Consider the following 17,799-nt stretch of genomic DNA (forward strand, 5'->3'; position numbering starts at 1 on the left):
TATGCGTATTAACAACAAGCAGATTACCTGAGGTTTCACTTCGATACAATCACCCGACACTAAAAACCGAAAATCGAGTAAATAAATTGTTTGATTTCGCGATAATAGACCGCTCTCAAGCAGCCATTAGCATACCTACATGAATGAGTGCCTAAAGCTATGTTGATGGTGATTTTTATGTATGCCGAGGGTGTTTAGTCGGCATTGGTAATGTCTAAAAAACATCAGAGATAAGAAGCAGGTAATGAGGCTATCATCACCTGCTTTTTTATTGCCTAAAGTCAGCGGGTAACGCTGCTTAACTCGGGAAGAAGTCGATAGACCAGATGGTGGTCATTACCGCGACTTTTTCAGCCGGAAAAGCAATTGAACGTAGCACCAAGGTTAATTGACGTTCTAACTTAGCATTGTTGAGCTCGCTTGATTTAATCGTCACCTTGCTGATACTGCCATTGGGTTGAATGACAATTTCAAACATCACTTTACCTTTTAAGAAAGGGTCTTTTCTTAAGGCGCGGTTGTAGAGCGAATAAAGCCGAGATTTATTGGCTTCTAAGGTGCGTCTAAGGGCTGCCTCTGAACGTTGACCAGCATGACTTGCTTGGCTGGCCTTTTCAGCCGCGGCCCCCTGACTGGCTAACACTTCCTCTTTTGCGAGACGAATTTGCTGGGTTTCGTTGCCTGTTAACGAGCCTGAAGCAACAGTTTTACTGATAGTTGATTTTGCCAAGCTATCAGTTTGTTTATTGGCCGCACCGGCTAGTAGGTCACGTTTTACTTTGACCTCTTGGCTCGTGGTTTGGTCAAGTTTACGCTGCGCCGTTGGGGTAACATCAAAGGCTTCGCGCATCGAAAATAGCTCATCTTTCATGGCGGCTAAGCCTGATGTGCTGGCTTTTTCTTTGGCTGCTTCACGAGTTGTGGGTTGCACAACTTGAGGTTTTACCACTGGCTCTACCGGCTTCTCGACGACCTTATCTTCTGGCGGAGCAGGTTCTGGCTCAGGCAGAGGCTCCGGCTCAGGTGGCTTCACTTCAGGTTTAACCGGTGGCGGTAGCTGCTTTTCTTGCAAGATGATTTTCGCCAGTTGTGGCGGCACTTGCTCTTTCACTTCACGCGGCAGTTCAACTTGTTCAAGCATCGGCACCACAACGGCAAACACCAAATAAACCAACAGCAATAGCCACAAAATCTGTTTAAACAGTTTGTCTTGTTTGCTGGGCTTAAATAAGTCGCCTAAATCATTAAAGCTATTACTTGTGTGCTGATTAAATTGAGCGGTTCCAAGGGTAGCTGTAGTCATGTTAGCTCTCCCCATCGGCTTGTTTAGCCTGTTGTTCAACCGCTAACGAAATATCACGATAACCAGTTGCAGCACAGGCTGCCATTATTTGCTTTAACACCACATAAGGTGTTGCTGCATCGCCAATAATGGTGACCGCGCGGCCGTTTTGTTGTTCGGTTTCACTCAGCTCGGTGCGCTTACTGGCTTGATAGGTCAGTTCGGTGGTTAAGGTGTTAATAAACTCAGGGTTTTCTTGCTCAGTTAATCCTTGTCCACCTTCACTTTTTTGCCATATAGCCCGATCTTGTACTAACACTGTGTCGGCGATGACTGTGATAACAAGATTTTCAACGGGCAAGGTTTCAGCGACAGATACTGGCAAGCTAAGCTTTTCAATATTTTGCAATACACGCACTTCAGACTGATTCACAATTAAGAAAAACACTAAAATCGTGAAAATGTCCATTAAGGCTACAAGGTTCAGCTTACTACCCGCTTTTAAGCGTTTGTGATGTTTAACTAATCTGCGGCTTCTGGCCGATTGTTTCATCATTGTTTGGTTCCTATTGCTTGTCCTATAGGAGCCTGTGGCTCTGAGTCACTGACAGCGGGAGCATCACCAAGTGAGACCATTGGAAACAACTCTGCATCAACCAAATTAGCGGCAACCACGGCTTTAAACGATCGCACTGTGTCCATGGCCGACACTATGGTTTGATAGTCAATGGCTGGGTCTAGCAGTAATACAATGTCGTTTTTCTCTATACCTTGCTGCTGAAATGTCAGCTTTAAATCTTGCAGATACACCGACAGCGCGGCAAAGTCATAACCTGTCTCTGTTATGTCAAATTGTTTAAGTGCCATACCCGCCGGATAGTTAAGGGTTAAGCGGCTAGGGGTGATCACTAATTCGAGTATTTTGGGTTCTTGTTCATCTTGCGCTTGTTCTTCTTCGGTTAACACCGGCAGTTGTAAGTTAAGAATGCGCACTTGTGAGAACACCAAACTCAGCAGTAACACTGGCACTAACACGATCATCAAATTCATGAATGAGGTGATATCCAGTTCTGCATCTTGGGTATTGGGGCGACGGTGGCGTCTCATACTCATTAGCCTCGGTTGTTATCCGTTTGCTGATTAAATGACAACGAATTAAGCAGTTTGATGCCTGCCATTTCAATTGAGTCAACAATGGTGGCCGTTTTAGTTTGTAGGCTAGAGTGAAATAAAATCAGTGGGATAGCGGTGATCAAACCAAATGCAGTGGTGTTCATCGCCACCGAAATACTCGATGACAATAAGTTGGCTTTTTCAGCAGGATCGGCGCTGGCAACGGCAGAGAACGCTGCAATTAAGCCCATAATGGTACCAAGTAGACCCAATAATGTGGCGATGTTCGCCAATGTGGCAATAAATGGCGTGCGTTTTTCAAGGCGCAGCATGTATTCCATCACGGTTTCTTCCATGGCATATTCAACATCTTCACGGCGGCTGGCACTTGATATACGCGCAATACCTGACTGCAATACGTCAAATACTGGTGCTTTATGGTTTTGTGCATGTTGACTGATGGTATTAACGTCGCCTGTTTTGAGGGCATTTTTTATCAACGAAAATGCTTTTTGGTTAGTGCGATGCGCTGAGCTTAAATATAACCAGCGTTCAATGGTAATGGCTAAACCGACCACTAACACTAACGCGATAGGGTAGATAAATGGGCCGCCATTTTGTAAAAACGCAATGATATGGTCGGTAAAACTCATGTGATGTTCCTTCTATTTTTGTTGTTTGTCCCCAGGTGTTTATGGCTGCATGGGGCAATTATCTTGTGACTCAGGTTGTTAATGTATTTTGGTGTTTAGCTGTATTTATTTTATTGAGATTACTCTGTCTGTTGATTGCTATTGGCAAAGTCTCTCACCTGTTGCCTAAATGCTTTGGGGTTAATGGGTTTAAATTCAGGCAGGGTGAGCCGCATGTCTTTGTTATTAATGTCTATTGGATTGGTGATTCCTTGCCACGGCATGATGTACAGCACTTTAGGTTGCTCTTGAGAGCCCGTGATTTGGCTTTCGATCACCACCGGCTTGTTGTTTACTGCCGTTGTGTTTGGTTTGTCGGCTTCATTGGCAAAACTTGCTTGAATAGCCGCCGCCCAACACAAACAAACAGCAATCAATTGCAGCGCTTTTATCGTGTTCATTTTAGCCTGCTCCGTTGGTGTTATCGGGTAGGGTTAACCCTGCACGTTTAATTTTAATTTCGACGCCAGCAAGCCAGCGTTTTGCCTGTTCATCGTCTGGTTGATTGGCTAAATAAGCCAAATAAAACTGTCTTGCTTGTAATAACTTACCGCGATAAAGCTCTAATAATATCGCTAAATTGATTTGAGCCTGAGGATACTGTGGCCACAATGCTAGTGCGGTTAAATAGCCCTGTTCAGCTTGGGCATATTGGCCTTGTTGTCTGGCAAGATTGGCCTTAATTTGATGCGCGTATGGGTTACTGCTGTTGGCCTTAATGGCTTGTTCTAACAGGGTATCGGCTTGCTCAAAAGCTTGTTGGTTAATCGCTATGATGGCTTTATTCACATAAGCCCCCGATAACTGTGGCTGCGCTGCGATAACGTTATCAAACAGGCCATTAGCGTTTTGCCATTGCTGGTTTTTCATCGCGTTAATCGCTTGTTGATATTGTGCTAACACTGCCTCGGGGACTTCGGCTAAGCGAAGCGATGCTTGTTCAAGATACTCGTTACGCTGATCTTGTTTGTCGGCGATCGCTGTTAAAGTTGTATTGGCGTCTTTGTTAGTGATATTAACCATGTCGACTATGTGTTGTTCGGCTGCATCCGATGATGCTGCGCGGCTTGGCGTATTGGCATCATTACTCTTTGGCGCTGTGCTGCAACTGGCTAAAAACGTCACACAGAACAGGGCGATAAACGCGCTTTGCCTCATGGTTGAGGTTGATAATGATTTAATGAATCGCATCGATAACCTCGTGTGTTAATTCTGATTTTTGGTACAAGGCTGGAGACATCTCTGCCAGGCGAATAAAGCTTTTATCAACCCATTGATCAACAATATCTTCCCATGCCCGTTGAGTGTTACTGATGTGGATGTCGATGGCTTTTTCTTCAAACGGGTAGGCGAGTTCTTCGAGTAAGATTTCGTACTCTTCAAGGGCTAGTTCGTCTAAATCATTAGGGCGCTGAGAATTCATCATGTCGCTTGCCAATTGACGGTACATTTCTGCCAGATTATAAGTGGCATGCGGCACGTATTTAGCTAATTGAAAACCGAGTACTTGTTGATAATAAGCAATGGCTTTTTTCATGGCGTCTTGTTTACGCTTTAAGCTTTTTTGCAGTGGCGCATTGAGCTTAATGGCCGCAAAGCTCCGCTGCTCTGCTTCGCCTAACGCAAAGGCGGCCATTGAGGCGAGTTCGATCTGGCGGGCTTGAATGGCGTTGGCATCACTTTGCAGTTGCTGGCGATCAAAGCTGAGTATTTGTCTAAACCAGTAATATTGTTTATTAGCCTCACCGCTTTGGCGATAAAACTCACTCATTTTAAAGCGCACTTCCTGGGCCACATCAAATGGCTGCGGGTAGGTTTTGGCATAGCTTCTGAAGGTGGTGAGAGCGTTGTTGCGATCGCCTGCTTTTAAATAATATTCGGCCGCGGTGTATTGTGCTTCACGCTTTAATGAGCCAGGTTGCTCATTGGCAACAATAATTAATAATTGTTCTGCAGCTAAGTCCCACTGGGCTAACGCTTCGTATGACTGGGCTAACTTTGCGGGAATGGCCGCGCTAAACTCATGGTTTGGATATTGTTTTTGAAATGGTTTTAACACATCAATCGCTTGCTGCCAGTGCTGTTGTGCTAGCAATAGGTTAGCGGCATCAAGTTCTGCGTTTACTGCATATTGTGATTCTGGCACCACTTGAGAGACGCGCAATAACTGATTAACAGCCAATAGTGGCTCAGTTTGTTTAAGGGCTTGGGCTTGAAAATAAATACTCGAGGCCAGTAAGTTGCGCATTTCGCTCCAGGCGGTCGCGCTGTTATCTGTGTATTGCAGCGCAAGCACGTAAGCGTCTTCTGCCTGTGCATATTGCTCTTGTTGATACAGGCTATTGGCATACAGTTGGCTAACAAACTGCACTTGTTTACGGGCAGTGTCTGATAATGGCGTTGCTGTTTGTGCTGCGCTAGAGCTTGCTGTCAGTGGTGCTATGCCATGAGCTTGCAAGACAAAATCGGTAAAGTATTTCAAGCTAACGTAGTCTTGGCTGTCAAACGAATATTGCGCCGCATTGCCGGCCAATTGTAAGGCGCGTGCATCTTGCGGATATTGCTTAATAAATTGTTTATCTAATTGATTACGTTTGCTAATTAATGGTGTGACAATCTCTGCTGAATTTGTGCTTTGCTGTGTTATTAGCTCTCGTATGGTCACGGTTGTTGCGTAGGCTGATTGCTGCTGGGTTTGGCTTAACGCCGTTGATGCCTCTGCGTCTGTTGGTTCATATGCAATGGTGTAATAGCTGTCTAGCGCAGCTTGATACTGCTTGGCTTCAAAGTTCGCGTCAGCAAAAAGATACTGGTCGTGAATAATGTCTTTGCTGAGTAATGGCTTGGCTTGAGGTAATTGGGCCAGCTGCAAGTAAGTGTTTAATGCGCCAGCAGCTTGGGCAAAGCCATTAATGCGCTCATTGCCTTGCAAGGTTTGAGCGTTGGCATATAAACGGCGGCTGTGCTCGTCACTAAAGCTCAGTAAATGCGGTAATAATTCACCTTGGTGCGCCGCTGAAGCCTTTAGCCAAAACGTGCTGTTTAAGCCGTATTGGTTTACATAATCATTTTTAAGCTTATGCATGGCGGCAAATTTGCCCTGACGCTGGAACAGGTCGAGTAATTCCAGCGAAAAGCGCGCCGCCCAAATATGATTAGGGGCAAAGTCGATATAGGCCTGGTAAGTTAGCTCCGCATCATGGTCGAGTTTTTTGTCGAGTAAAAAAGTGGCTAAGTTGGCAAATAACACATGTTGATATAAGCCAATATAGGGTAGCGATTGATTGTCATTCACCAATGCCACCAATGACTGTGATTGCAGTTGCTGGCTTAATGAAATACTCAGCACTCGTTGAGTATCAATGGCCAGGTTTTGCGCGCGGCTGCCAAGCTTTTCAAAGGCAAAATCATCCGCGGTTAACTTGGCCACTTGTGGGTTATTTTGTTGGCTAGCAACCAGTGCTTCAAACACTTGTAAAAATGCGTTATCGGCATTGGCAAGTCGGTTAAGCTTAAATTCAGACCAACCAAGCATATACAAACTATTGAGCTGATATTTTTGATTGTTGCGGGTAGTTAATACCTGTTTATAAGCTTGAATCGCCGCAATGTAATTTTGCAAATTGTAGTAAATCTCACCGCGCCTAAAGTTCAGTTCAGCCAGATAATCGGTTTGAGGATATTGGCTTAATAGTAATTCAACCTGCGCTAGGCTAGCGTCTAGATTGCCTTGTAAGTCGAGGGCTTTAGCTAATTGGTAGCGTAAATGTTCATTTTCAGCCCGCTGCGGATAGCGTTGGAGTAGTTGCTGGTATTGCTCAATTAATTGCTGCAATGCGGCATCATTTTTACTGAGCTGGGCCAATACCTGACTGTCGGCTTGTGCTGGATCGGTTAACTCATCACCTAAGTCTGCATAAGATTGGGCTTCAAAGGATTCGGTATTAATTTGCGCCAGGCGATATTCCACATGAGTGCGCACTTCAGGATCGGGCTCTAAGGTCAATAATTGTTGATAAATCCCGGCTAAAGCGGCACTTCGTTGCTGTTGACTCATTTCAACGGCGGCGACTTTTTTGCTAGTGCTTTTATTGGCTAAATCGCTCAAGCTGGCCCGTTTGGCTTGCTGGTTATAATCAGTTTGCCCACTACTAAAACAACCCGATAACAGTATGCCACTGACGATAATTAATGCGCTTGATACATTAGATGAGGCAGACATTAGCGCGCTCCTTGTGAAGCGCTATCAACACCTGATACAGCAGGGGATGATATGTTGTCAGCTTGCGCCATTTGCTCTAACACATTGGCCATTTGATGACGACTGGTGAGCAATAATTGCTGTAATGTATATTGCTGTTGCTGGGTGAAAATACTGATTTTACCGCGGATCTCTCGGCTGGTTTTGAGGTTCAACGCCTCGATATTCAAGGTCATTTTGTTGATGTCGGTTTGTGTTTGCTGTTGGCGCACGTCAAAGTTAGACAGTAAACGCGGGTTAGTGGATAAATCACTAAAACGACTGGCTTGCAGCTCAAGCATTTCAAGTTGTTCTGTTAACTGTTTAAGGCTTTGCTTGTGCTGCCAAAGCTGTTGTGGGAATGTGCTTTGTAATTGCCATTGCAACACGCCTTTGACTTTATCGAGTCGCTGCTGTTCATCATCGGTATTACGTTGTGAAGCCAATTTATTCAGCGTCGCCTGACTAGTATCAATACGATTTAACCATTGCTGCTGCGTTGGGTTGGCAAACACCTGCGGGTTTTGCTCGATTTCTGCCTGGGCGATAATATCCGCAATACGCTGCTTTTGCGCCGTTAAGCTTTGGATCATCCCACGGTAAGCCAATTGCTTTTGCTGTTCTATAACCCTAGCTTGGCGTTGGCTGTTAAGCATTAACGTGCCTTTAAGCCATTGGCTGTTGCTCTGTTGGGCTTTGATATTGTCGCTGAGTAACTCAAGGCTAAGCAGGGTTTGGTAATCGGTTGCCAGTAACGGATCGTTTAGCGCTTTTTTAAGCCAGGGGGCGTCGGTGTTAAAACGCTGGGTTAATATAAGTGCAAGCACATCTGACTTTGGTGTTAATAAGGCGTTTTGCTCATCGTTAGCCTTAGTGGCAAAATCCATAATGTTTTTGCTGTCGTTGAAGGTCTCGCCGAATTGTTTTATCTCGGCAATTTTTTGCAAATATAACTGCTCAGCTTGCTGATACAAGGTTAAGCCTTGTGCTAACGATTGCTGCTCACTCACTTGTTTGGCGCTAAGTAATGCGGCTTGCCAGGCTAAATTTGAGTAGGGATATTGCTGTTGTAATAACGTCAACAGTTTGAGCGACATGTCATATTGCTGTTGTTGCTGGGCAGAATAGGCAAACAAAAATAGCGCCGATTCGGCGTAGGGGCTTTGCTGCGGAAAATCAACCAACTCATTATAGGCTAAATCGTATTGCTGATTAGCAACATAGAGCTGCGCCAGTAGTAATTTGGCGTAGTCGTTAATGGCTTGCTGTTGCAACAATGCATCTTGTACTTGTGGTTTTAGCTGGTCGTTGGCGTCAAAAATATCGGGCTGTGCAAACGGGTTAAACAGCTTTTGCCAAAAATTAACATCGGGAGCCTGCCATTGCTGGTTTTTAAGCTCAATTAATATAGGTTGAGCTGCGCTGTATTCTTGCTGCTCCATGTACAGTAATGCCTGGTTTAAGGCGATGTAAGCGGCAGATGAATTAGTCTGCACCGCGTCATCTTCAACGGTTGTTTGCTGCACTTGTGCGGTTAATGGTGGCGGTGCTGGCCAATAAGCTAATTGGCTTAATATATGATATTGCTCAACATAATCAGGTAATACTGTGGTGATTTTACCTAGAGTAAGCTGGGCGCTAATATTGTCGCCTTGATCAATTTGTTGCTCGGTTAATTGCAACAAGGCAATGAGCAGTAGCTCTTGCGGTGAGGTGGCCGACTTGGCTTTGCTGCCATTGGTTGTCTCTGTTTGGTTTTGTTCAAAACGCGTTAAGGTTTGCGTGGCTTGGTCGTGTAACCCTATGGCCACTTGTAGTCCTGCTTCAAACAGCTGGCTGCGATCTGAATCTATGCCCTGACGTTGACGGTTTAAACTAATTTGCCTCAGAGCTGAGCCATAATCTCCAGCAAAGTAAAAGTACAAGGCTTGGCGATAAAACTTATCTTCTAAGTCTGTTTTTGCTGTTGCACTGCCCTCGGTTTGCTCTGCTGCATGGACTGAAGGCTGGGCAAATAAGGTTAACGCGCAAGTTAAAAGCGCAGCAGCGCTCACCGGGCGCAAAAGTTGGCCAATGCGGTAAGCTCGCTTTGTATTAACAGATTGAATGATAACGGCCATTATGATTTACAACGCCCACTGTTCGACTTTGATATCAGCGCGATAGCTTGATTCACTGTCTTCGACTTTAAGTTCAATCATCACGGTTTCATCGGTTTTATCAAAGTTATGGCTAATCGCGCGTTGCACAGTACGACCTTCTGCATCGTTACCGGTAAAAATAGCGGTTAACAGGTGAGGGCCCATTTTTAAATTGCCTAAGTAGATACGTTGAATACCGCCTTGCTCTAATGCCTTACGTTGACGCTCGGTATATAAAAAACCGCTAACATTATTGTCGTCAATTTTAAGTTCTACACTGTCGAGTTTAAGAAAACGCCCTACATCAACCGACACAAAAACCGCAATTTGAGTGCTGGCCGGAAACAGTAAATCTTCTTCTAAAATAAACAAATCGCGATTGAGCTTTAGCACCTGGCTTTTAATGTCTTCAAGCTCAGATGCCAGCGCGCCTTTATTGGCGTCTTCAGCATGCACTGGCATGGCAAAAAAGCTTGCAAGCACTGCAGTGACAGCAAATAAGCGAGTTAAAAATGCACAACATTTACGCACGGTAGTCATAGGGTTAAGGCCTTGGCAATTTCGTTGTAGGATCAATCTTTTATCGATAACGTTAAATACAGACATTAAAAGTACACGCTAACAAAGGCGCGGACCACATTGGCTGAGAAACCATAAAAGGGTTCGTTACCGACTCCGCCTTCTGCATTAGGGTTCCTAAAGTTATTGTATTGAAAGTCAATATAATCCCACTGTAAGGATGCCTCTGAGCGGGTATCGCCAAATGACATCGACGCGGGCAGCATATAGGTGATCCCTAAACCATAGGTAATGTCGCTAAAGTCACTTAACTCTTTGTCGCGCGCCATATAATTTTGTGCGTCACGATAGGGAAATAAATCGCTGTAAAACTCCGCCTGAGTTTGCTGGTAGTAACGCACTTTTAGCTCTAGTTCTAAACTGTCACCAATGGGATGGCGATAACCTACTTCAACGTCGCTAGCGGTGATTTCCCAACTGTCGTTAAAATGGCGGTAGTGGAAAAACAGCGCAGCGCGGTAAGGTAAAAAGTAACTGGCCGATAATTTTGCCGCAAACGAATTGCGGGTTTCTGGGTAGACTTCGGCTTGATACCCCACCCCCGATGGAATGCTGTTGTCGACATAACGCACGGTGCGGTAAGGGTTATTTAAATAACCACTGTCAGCAATGGCTTCAACGTTTAAACTGGCGGTGAGGTTGCGGGTTAAAACTTGATTAATGCCTGCGCGAATACGGTATTGCTCGCTCTGTTCTTCAAAGATGTCATCGCCATTACGCTTAATCTCGTTATCGCCGTAAGATAAACCCAGATTAAGATTGGTTAAGTCACCAAAGGTGTCTTGCGACACATTAATGCTAAAAGATTGGGCTAAATAATCGTCTTCATTACTTTGATGCAAATTAAGCGACATTAAGGTTTTGTCATACAGGTATTCAACCCCGATCTGACCTTCGTGGCGTTTTTCGGTGTACGGGCTGGCGGTACTGATCACATCGACTGACGCCGATGAAATGCTGTCCATGTAATAGTAAGCGGTAATCGCAACCGATTCAGAGGCCTTTTTTCGTAGCATGACGGATGGACCATCAATGGTCATGCCGCCACCTTCGTAGCTGTGATAAAGCATATCGGCGCGATCGGGATCGAGCACCGCGGCTTGAGCCGTTAAGCTACCTATTCCAATAAATAAAACCGCGAAGAGTTTAACGCTGTTATTAAGCAAATTAGTTACAACCACAACCACCTCCACCGGTTCCTTCTGCGCCACGAGCTGATTCACGGCCTTCAAGTACGTGAGCCACATGCATACTGGCGCTTGGATGACGATTTAAGCGCATAATTGGATCGGCCAGGTTTTGACGCTCGTAGGGTTTAACCCAAGGCTCAATGCCCATGCTCGAACAACCGCTCAGGCCGACAATGCTTAGCAGTGCGATGCACTTTAGCGATAAGGCGGTGAGGCGAGGTGATAAAGTGAATGTCATCATCGATTTACTCTCTGATCAGCTGTTTAATGGCTGCGGCGTATTTTTTCTCATAGCCATCTTGATAGCCTTGAAACACAAAACGCACCTTGCCGTTACGATCAATCATCACCGTCGTCGGCATGGCTTCAACCTGATAGGTTTTAGACAAGGAGTTGGTTTGGTCAAAAAAGATTGAGAAGCTCAAATCAAGATCGGCAAGAAAATCTTTACCGGCCTGGTTTTCTTGCTCAACGTTGACGCCCCAAACTTGCACGCCTAGGTCTTGATACTTGTCTTGTAGCTTTTGCAGTACCGGCATTTCTTTACGGCAAGGGCCGCACCAGGACGCCCAAAAGTTGATTAAGATAATTTCACCGCGCTGTTCGGCTAAGTTAAGGTTAGTGCCTTGCTGATTTTTTAAGGTGAAGTCGGGCGCCGCGTCACCGATGGTGAGCGCGTGGGCCTGCATCGACAATATCGACAATATCGACAATAATAATGCACCTAAGATAAGACATTTACCGCTAAATCGACTGAACAACATTGTATTTCCTTATTTGTTTTTCTTATAAGTGCTTATTTTAAATGTAAAAAATGTTAAAAATAAAACGACACACCGGTAGCAAAGCTTAAGTTGTGTGTGGTTTTAGATTCGCCAGTAACCTCGGTGTTAAACAGGTAATCACTCATGCTTAAGTCCCATGCTATCCAGTCGGTTAAAAACACTCGATAGTTGGCGGTTAAGTTAACGGTAAATTGTTCGTCACCGGCAAAGTCGGTGTTACCGCCACCGAGTTCAACTGAAAACACGCTATTAAACACTGTGTCTTTACTGAAAAATATTTCACCAGGTAGCAAGTTATAGCCAATGTTTAAGCCGTAATAAGTTAACTCTCGCTCGTCGTCGGTTAACAGCGGCGCGGCATTGGCCAGTTTTTCAAAACTAGTTTTGCCTGCTTTAGCCTGGGCGTAGCGGGCTTTAACATAAAAGTGCTCGCTGATGTGATAGCCAAGATGCGCGCTAAGCCATGAGCTGGACTCAAAATCTTCAATCGACATGATGCCGCCCTGAAACCCGACTTCAAAGTTTTCAGTGTCGAGCAGGTCGTCAAGCACATCGCGGCGCTCTACATCAGCTTTAACAGTGTTAGCGGTATCATCAGCGGCAAAGGCAACTGAGCTTGGGGTTAATGCGCTCAACGCCAAGGTGCTGACGGTCAGTAATGGCATTAAAAAAATACGCTGAATCCTATTTTCCATGTTTGGATCTCTTCATTTTCATCTCGGTCGGTTAAGGCTAACGAGAGTTTGTATTCGGCGCGTAATATAAAATTACGGGCAAGGTGGTATTTAACGCCAGCAGCGGCGCTCATTAGCGTGCTGCTGCGTGATTCGGTGTCGGCTAACACGCTATGAGGTTCGGTTTTAATAACCCCCGCGCCAACGCCGATGTAAGGCACAACGATTAAATCGGGTATTGGGTGACTGAATAACATCACTTCAAATACATCACTGTCTGAAATGCTCCCCAAGGCTTTACCCGCTGATAACTCCGCGCTAAAGACGGGGGTAAAGGCATAACCAGCAAATAGATTATAAAAGTTGGCCCCTTCTAGGTCGCCATACATAACCCCAGCTTCAAATTGACGGTTTATCACGTCTTGTGCTGTGATTTGTGTGGCGCTAATGGCTTGACCGTTTTGGGATAAGCCTAATAAATCATCTTCATGAAACCAGCCTTCAACACCGCGTTTGTCTTTTACTTTTAACCAGGAGGTGCGTTTAAGTAATACGCTGACCATTTCATTTTTTTCAATGACCGATACCACAGGGTAGCCAGCACTCGGCCCTGAATGCAGCTCAACAAAGGGTACGTCGATGCGTAATCTCGGGTTGTCGTCAGCCTGCAATATTGGGCTTAAGCACAATAGTGTCAGTAGTAGGCAGGTGTTGCGTATGTAAGTCAGCATAATTCCCTATCGCAAAGTCTATTGCGCCAACGGAGAGGGTTGGCGCTGTGCTTTGTTAGTCCTGTGAGTAAAATGGCGTGTTGTAATATTGCGCGCCAATATCTAGCCATTCGTTGAGCAATTTAAGCTCATCTGCCGACAACATAGTTTGATGCGTGGTGTTGTTCATCACCTCAAAAAATGAGCGGCTTGCACTGGCACCGTTAGTCGACAAGATGGCAGGTACATTGACCGTGGTTAACACTGGAATAGGGTTACCATCTGCGTCGAGAATAAGCTCGCCATTACTGTCAACCTGATACACCACGTTGCCGTCAGCATCGAGTACTTCAATTAACCTGTCGATTAAAATGCCGTCGACTTCTTCTTGCTCTACATCGTTAAACAGCAGTTCGCGGTATGAGGTTAAATGGGCTGGCTCGTCGCTAGACGCAGAACTGACTAATGACAATTGCCCTGCAGGCACCTGGGCTGCGCCGTCAACATCGACAATATTGTGGCAACTGGTACAGGTATTGTCGGCAACAATCATTTGAGTTGCTGCGTCGACAACAGGCCTTGCAAGATCCCACAGGGGTTGAATGTGTTCGACATAATTGATTTGTATACGGCAGTAAGCTGTCCAGTTATCAAAGCATTCGCTGCCCGTTGGGGCTGGCGTGGCTAAATTGCTGTAGTTGTAATCAATGCTTGGATTAACCTCTGACAATACCGGGTTAGTCCAAATATCTTGATAGGACAGGCTGGTCGTTAACTCGGCAAGGCCATTGACCATTTCATCAGCTTCGGCCATGGTTTGCCCTTGCTCTGGAATGATGTTGCTGCTGGCATTAGGGTAAGCAAAGCCGCCTGTCGCGCCAGGGTTAATGCTGTCTGCTTGTGCGTCTAATCGCCCGTGAGGTAATTGGCTGTTGGCGGTATGGCAGCCGATACATTCTAAGGTTTCACCTGGGATTAATGTTATCCATTGACGATGGCGGCCTCCGATACGTTGGCCATCTGCATCTAACACGCTAATGGCTAACGGCACATTGGCTGGTACTTTAATTTTAACCGAACCATCGGGTTGGATAGGGCTATAACCAATAATCTCGCGCATGAGTTGGTTGTTGCTGCGGCCAAAATCCGTGTTTGGAATGTCGCGCACCTCATCAGGCGGCATGGGCACGCCGCGAACAATACGTAAAAAGCGTGCAGGTAAGTTAGCTGCTGGTGTTTGTGATGGGTCGCTTAATTGACTTATTCCACCGGCATTGGCGGTGCTGTCGATACCGTCAAAGTCATACACGCTGCGAATGTGGATTGAACCAGCTAGCTCTTGGCTAAGCTGCGAGTCGAGTTCATTACCAACCACTTTATCGGCAATAAAGGTTTTAGGCTGCGAGCTTGGTTGCAATACCACTGACTCAGTTAACACGGTTCCTTGAGCGGTTGTAGCAACTAACTGTTGGGTGTTTTCGGCGTTATCAAGTAGCCATAATTCGTATAACGGGTCGGCTTGAATTAGGTTTTCATCAGCCAGTTGCTCTGCGGTTAACTGGCCGCAAGCACGAATAACATCGTTGACTACCACTCGGCATAAATCCCAACTCATTAAGTAACGTTGGCTGGTGTCGGGAAGGGGAAATAAGTGATTCAAGCGGCCGGTTTGAGACAGTTCCGTTGAAAATGAAAAGCTAAAATCAGATAGTTCAGCGTCAGTAATGGCACTGCCCTCGGCACCCGATGTGGCTGTGGCTTGCTCAGCATCAATATAGTCATCAATGTTAATCAGCACGGGGCGTTTTTGAATTACGCTGTCATCTTGTGAGGTTAACAACATCAAAATCTCACCGCTAGGTAACTGTTGCGGCTTGATAAAATCAATCGATTCGTTTTGCTCATCTAAACTCAGTTGGTGCGAATGCCATCCAAAAACGAGTTCGTTGTCGCTGCCATCTGGGTTCATGCGGTATAAATTAACCCCATGATTAGCGCCCATCCTGTCCCAACGGCTGTATAAGATTTTACCGCTTTGCAGTACCAGTGGATAAAAGTCGTGGCTTAAATTGAAGCTAAGCTGTGTGATGGCGCTGCCGTCTGGGTCCATTACGTGGATGTTGAAGGTTTCATTGTCGCGGCTTTCATCTAATGCCGTGTATTGCGGTTTACCTTCGTCGAGTAAAATAGCGCGCGATAAACGCTGGCGAGTAGAGGCAAAAACAATTCTACCATCAGGTAAAAAGCTCGGCATTAAGTCATCGGCTTGTTCTGCGGTCACATCGCTAGTTATCACGCGTTCTAGGGTTTCATCGGCAACGCGATAACGCCAAATATTCCATTTAGGCTGTTCATCATCGTCTGCATCGTCAATTTCTGGAGCGCGGATTGCCATCAGCATTTGTTGGCCGTCGTCAGAAACTGAAAGATCGCGAATATCAATAAGCTGATCTTCACCAAATAAGCTGGTTGTTAAGTTAGTGGCAGGAGAGTCGGCAAAGGCATTTCGTTTAATTAATAGTTGCGCACCAGGATTAAAATAAGCTGGGTTGAGGGTATCAAATTGTGCGGGTAATTGATCGACAGCGGTTAAGTTTTGCTCGATATAAGCCACCGGATATTCAACAAGAACGGGGTCAGGCTGTTCATCTTTTATCGCTGTCTCAGTGTTACATCCTATTAACAATGTAGTTACTGTTAGCACGATTATGTTATAGCCCCAAGTCGGCCTCATTTGTTTTCCTTTACGGTTATTATTATTGTAATGACTGCTGTAAATATCTTAGTGAAACCTGATTGCACTTGACATTATTGCCTTGTAGGCTCAGTGTTTCAAGACTTTTATGCAAATAGTTTTAATACTTTTTTTTGACGGTTCAAGGCACTTTTTTGACGTCAATCAATTGGCTGGCAGTGTCAAAAAAATTAACAAAATAAAAACTTTTAATGTTGCTCATTGAATGATTTAATCAGCAACATTCGCGACAGTAATCGCTCAAAAAACAGCCATGATGAGTGTAATCAATAACATCGATTAAATAATCATCTGACGAATAAAAAGTGAGCATTTATCTACATCAGAGCAAGTTTATGGCTAAGACGTCAGTGTGAAAAAGGAGACAGTATGAAGGTTCGGCTTCGTACGGTAACAAGCCAGCGCTTATTATCTTATTTGGGAAAAACCATGCAGGTTAAGCATTTTATCAATCTATCGGCACTTGGGGCATTAAGCCTACTTTCTGCCAATGTAGTTGCAGGTAGTTTAGATCAAGCTAAACAATTACATGACCGCATTGCCGGTGTTGCCGCGTCGGAAACAACCTTGCAAAGCATGGCGACATTACTCGATGACGGTAAGCCTATTGAAGCCGCTTATTTGGCTATGGAAACCCCTGCGTTTTACTCCACCACACTGAAACTATTTGCTACGCCGTGGACCAATATTGAACAAAATATTTTTGCACCATTAAATGACTATTCTGCCACTGTTATTGGGGCTGTTAGAGATGATGTGGATTTTAGAGAAATCTTGCAGGCAGATATGGTGTATGTCGGTAAAAATAGTTTAAATTTACCTGCTTATAACCGCAATGATAATGCGCACTACCAAGCATTAGAAGACCAATTTATTGATTTAAAAGATGGCCTTGAGCGCACCACGCAATCAAGTCTAAACGGTTTACCTTCATCGGCTACCGCTGGGGTGCTCACCAGCCGCGCCGCGGCCAAAGAGTTCTTTTATTTAGGCACTAACCGCGCCATGTTCCGCTTTACCTTAATGAACCATTTATGTACCGATTTAGAGCCGCTTAAAGACAATACTCGTTCAACTGACCGTATTCGCCAGGATGTGAGCCGAAGCCCTGGTGGCGATAGCCGTTTGTTTATTAATAACTGCTCAAGTTGTCATAGCGGTATGGACCCATTAGCCCAAGCATTTGCTTACTATAATTATGAGTTTAACCTCGAGCAGGATCCAACGGGTGAAAGCGGCGCAATTGCTTATAACACTAGCGGTCAGACCGATCCCGACACGGGCACTCGCGTACAAGGTAAATACCATATTAATTCGACCAGTTTCCCTTATGGGTTTGTGACGCCAAACGATGATTGGCAAAATTATTGGCGCCAAGGGCCCAATCAGAAATTAGGCTGGGACAGCGGCTTACCCGGCCAAGGCAGCGGCGCTAAATCGTTTGGAGAAGAGTTGGCTAACAGCAATGCCTTTGCACAATGCCAGGTGAAAAAAGTATTTAAGTCAGTGTGTTTGCGTGATGCAGAAAGCCAAGCCGATATTGCGCAAATTAGCGCAACAACAGCCTCTTTTAAGCAGAATGCTTACCTGCTTAAGCGAGTGTTCGCTGAAGTTGGCAACTATTGTATGGGAGAATAG

At 45.2% G+C, this 17,799-nt stretch carries 16 protein-coding genes; 1 reads left to right on the forward strand and 15 read right to left on the reverse strand.

Translation table 11 applies throughout. The features are described 5' to 3' along the window. Positions 1-298: 298 nt before the first annotated feature. From IEY48_RS15555 to IEY48_RS15625, 15 genes are all read right to left on the reverse strand, one after another. Entirely contained in the window at positions 299-1,303 is a 1,005-nt protein-coding gene (locus IEY48_RS15555; RefSeq protein ID WP_188921959.1) for an AgmX/PglI C-terminal domain-containing protein, read from the reverse strand. A 1-nt stretch (position 1,304) separates the two neighbouring features. Further along, the gene (locus tag IEY48_RS15560) at positions 1,305-1,838 is read right to left on the reverse strand and encodes an ExbD/TolR family protein (RefSeq protein WP_188921961.1); all 534 of its coding nucleotides are present in this window, start codon (positions 1,836-1,838) and stop codon (positions 1,305-1,307) included. Further along, on the reverse strand, positions 1,835-2,389 hold the full coding sequence (locus IEY48_RS15565; RefSeq protein ID WP_188921963.1) for a biopolymer transporter ExbD: 555 nt from the start codon (positions 2,387-2,389) through the stop codon (positions 1,835-1,837). Before IEY48_RS15565 ends, IEY48_RS15560 begins: the two co-directional genes overlap by 4 nt. A 5-nt stretch (positions 2,390-2,394) precedes the next feature. Continuing rightward, positions 2,395-3,048, reverse strand: a complete 654-nt coding sequence (locus IEY48_RS15570; protein ID WP_188921965.1) for a MotA/TolQ/ExbB proton channel family protein — start codon at positions 3,046-3,048, stop codon at positions 2,395-2,397. A gap of 119 nt (positions 3,049-3,167) precedes the next feature. Beyond that, positions 3,168-3,488, reverse strand: a complete 321-nt coding sequence (locus IEY48_RS15575) for a hypothetical protein (protein ID WP_188921967.1) — start codon at positions 3,486-3,488, stop codon at positions 3,168-3,170. 1 nt (position 3,489) lies between these two features. After that, positions 3,490-4,278 (reverse strand): tetratricopeptide repeat protein, encoded by a 789-nt coding sequence (locus tag IEY48_RS15580; RefSeq protein ID WP_188921969.1) that lies wholly within the window; start codon positions 4,276-4,278, stop codon positions 3,490-3,492. Beyond that, positions 4,265-7,309, reverse strand: a complete 3,045-nt coding sequence (locus IEY48_RS15585; RefSeq protein WP_188921971.1) for a tetratricopeptide repeat protein — start codon at positions 7,307-7,309, stop codon at positions 4,265-4,267. Before IEY48_RS15585 ends, IEY48_RS15580 begins: the two co-directional genes overlap by 14 nt. Continuing rightward, positions 7,309-9,447: a hypothetical protein gene (locus tag IEY48_RS15590; RefSeq protein WP_188921973.1), complete on the reverse strand. Its 2,139-nt coding sequence runs from the start codon at positions 9,445-9,447 to the stop codon at positions 7,309-7,311. Before IEY48_RS15590 ends, IEY48_RS15585 begins: the two co-directional genes overlap by 1 nt. A gap of 6 nt (positions 9,448-9,453) precedes the next feature. Beyond that, positions 9,454-10,008, reverse strand: a complete 555-nt coding sequence (locus tag IEY48_RS15595; protein WP_160054691.1) for an AraC family transcriptional regulator — start codon at positions 10,006-10,008, stop codon at positions 9,454-9,456. Positions 10,009-10,073: 65 nt separating this feature from the next. After that, a complete protein-coding gene (locus tag IEY48_RS15600) occupies positions 10,074-11,228 on the reverse strand; it encodes a DUF3570 domain-containing protein (RefSeq protein WP_229786515.1) in 1,155 nt (384 codons plus the stop codon). Further along, the gene (locus IEY48_RS15605; RefSeq protein WP_188922001.1) at positions 11,215-11,475 is read right to left on the reverse strand and encodes a DUF4266 domain-containing protein; all 261 of its coding nucleotides are present in this window, start codon (positions 11,473-11,475) and stop codon (positions 11,215-11,217) included. Before IEY48_RS15605 ends, IEY48_RS15600 begins: the two co-directional genes overlap by 14 nt. 7 nt (positions 11,476-11,482) lie before the next feature. Further along, positions 11,483-12,001, reverse strand: a complete 519-nt coding sequence (locus tag IEY48_RS15610; protein WP_188921977.1) for a TlpA family protein disulfide reductase — start codon at positions 11,999-12,001, stop codon at positions 11,483-11,485. Positions 12,002-12,054: 53 nt separating this feature from the next. Beyond that, complete coding sequence (locus tag IEY48_RS15615; RefSeq protein WP_229786517.1) at positions 12,055-12,717, reverse strand: outer membrane beta-barrel domain-containing protein; 663 nt, start codon at positions 12,715-12,717, stop codon at positions 12,055-12,057. Next, on the reverse strand, positions 12,687-13,427 hold the full coding sequence (locus IEY48_RS15620; RefSeq protein ID WP_188921979.1) for an outer membrane beta-barrel protein: 741 nt from the start codon (positions 13,425-13,427) through the stop codon (positions 12,687-12,689). Before IEY48_RS15620 ends, IEY48_RS15615 begins: the two co-directional genes overlap by 31 nt. 55 nt (positions 13,428-13,482) lie before the next feature. Continuing rightward, entirely contained in the window at positions 13,483-16,140 is a 2,658-nt protein-coding gene (locus tag IEY48_RS15625; RefSeq protein WP_188921981.1) for an HzsA-related protein, read from the reverse strand. Positions 16,141-16,530: 390 nt separating this feature from the next. Here IEY48_RS15625 and IEY48_RS15630 point away from each other — a divergent pair, with 390 nt between their 5' ends. After that, the gene (locus IEY48_RS15630; protein ID WP_188921983.1) at positions 16,531-17,799 is read left to right on the forward strand and encodes a hypothetical protein; all 1,269 of its coding nucleotides are present in this window, start codon (positions 16,531-16,533) and stop codon (positions 17,797-17,799) included.

This window comes from Shewanella saliphila (genome assembly GCF_014648295.1).
Lineage (GTDB): Bacteria > Pseudomonadota > Gammaproteobacteria > Enterobacterales > Shewanellaceae > Shewanella > Shewanella saliphila.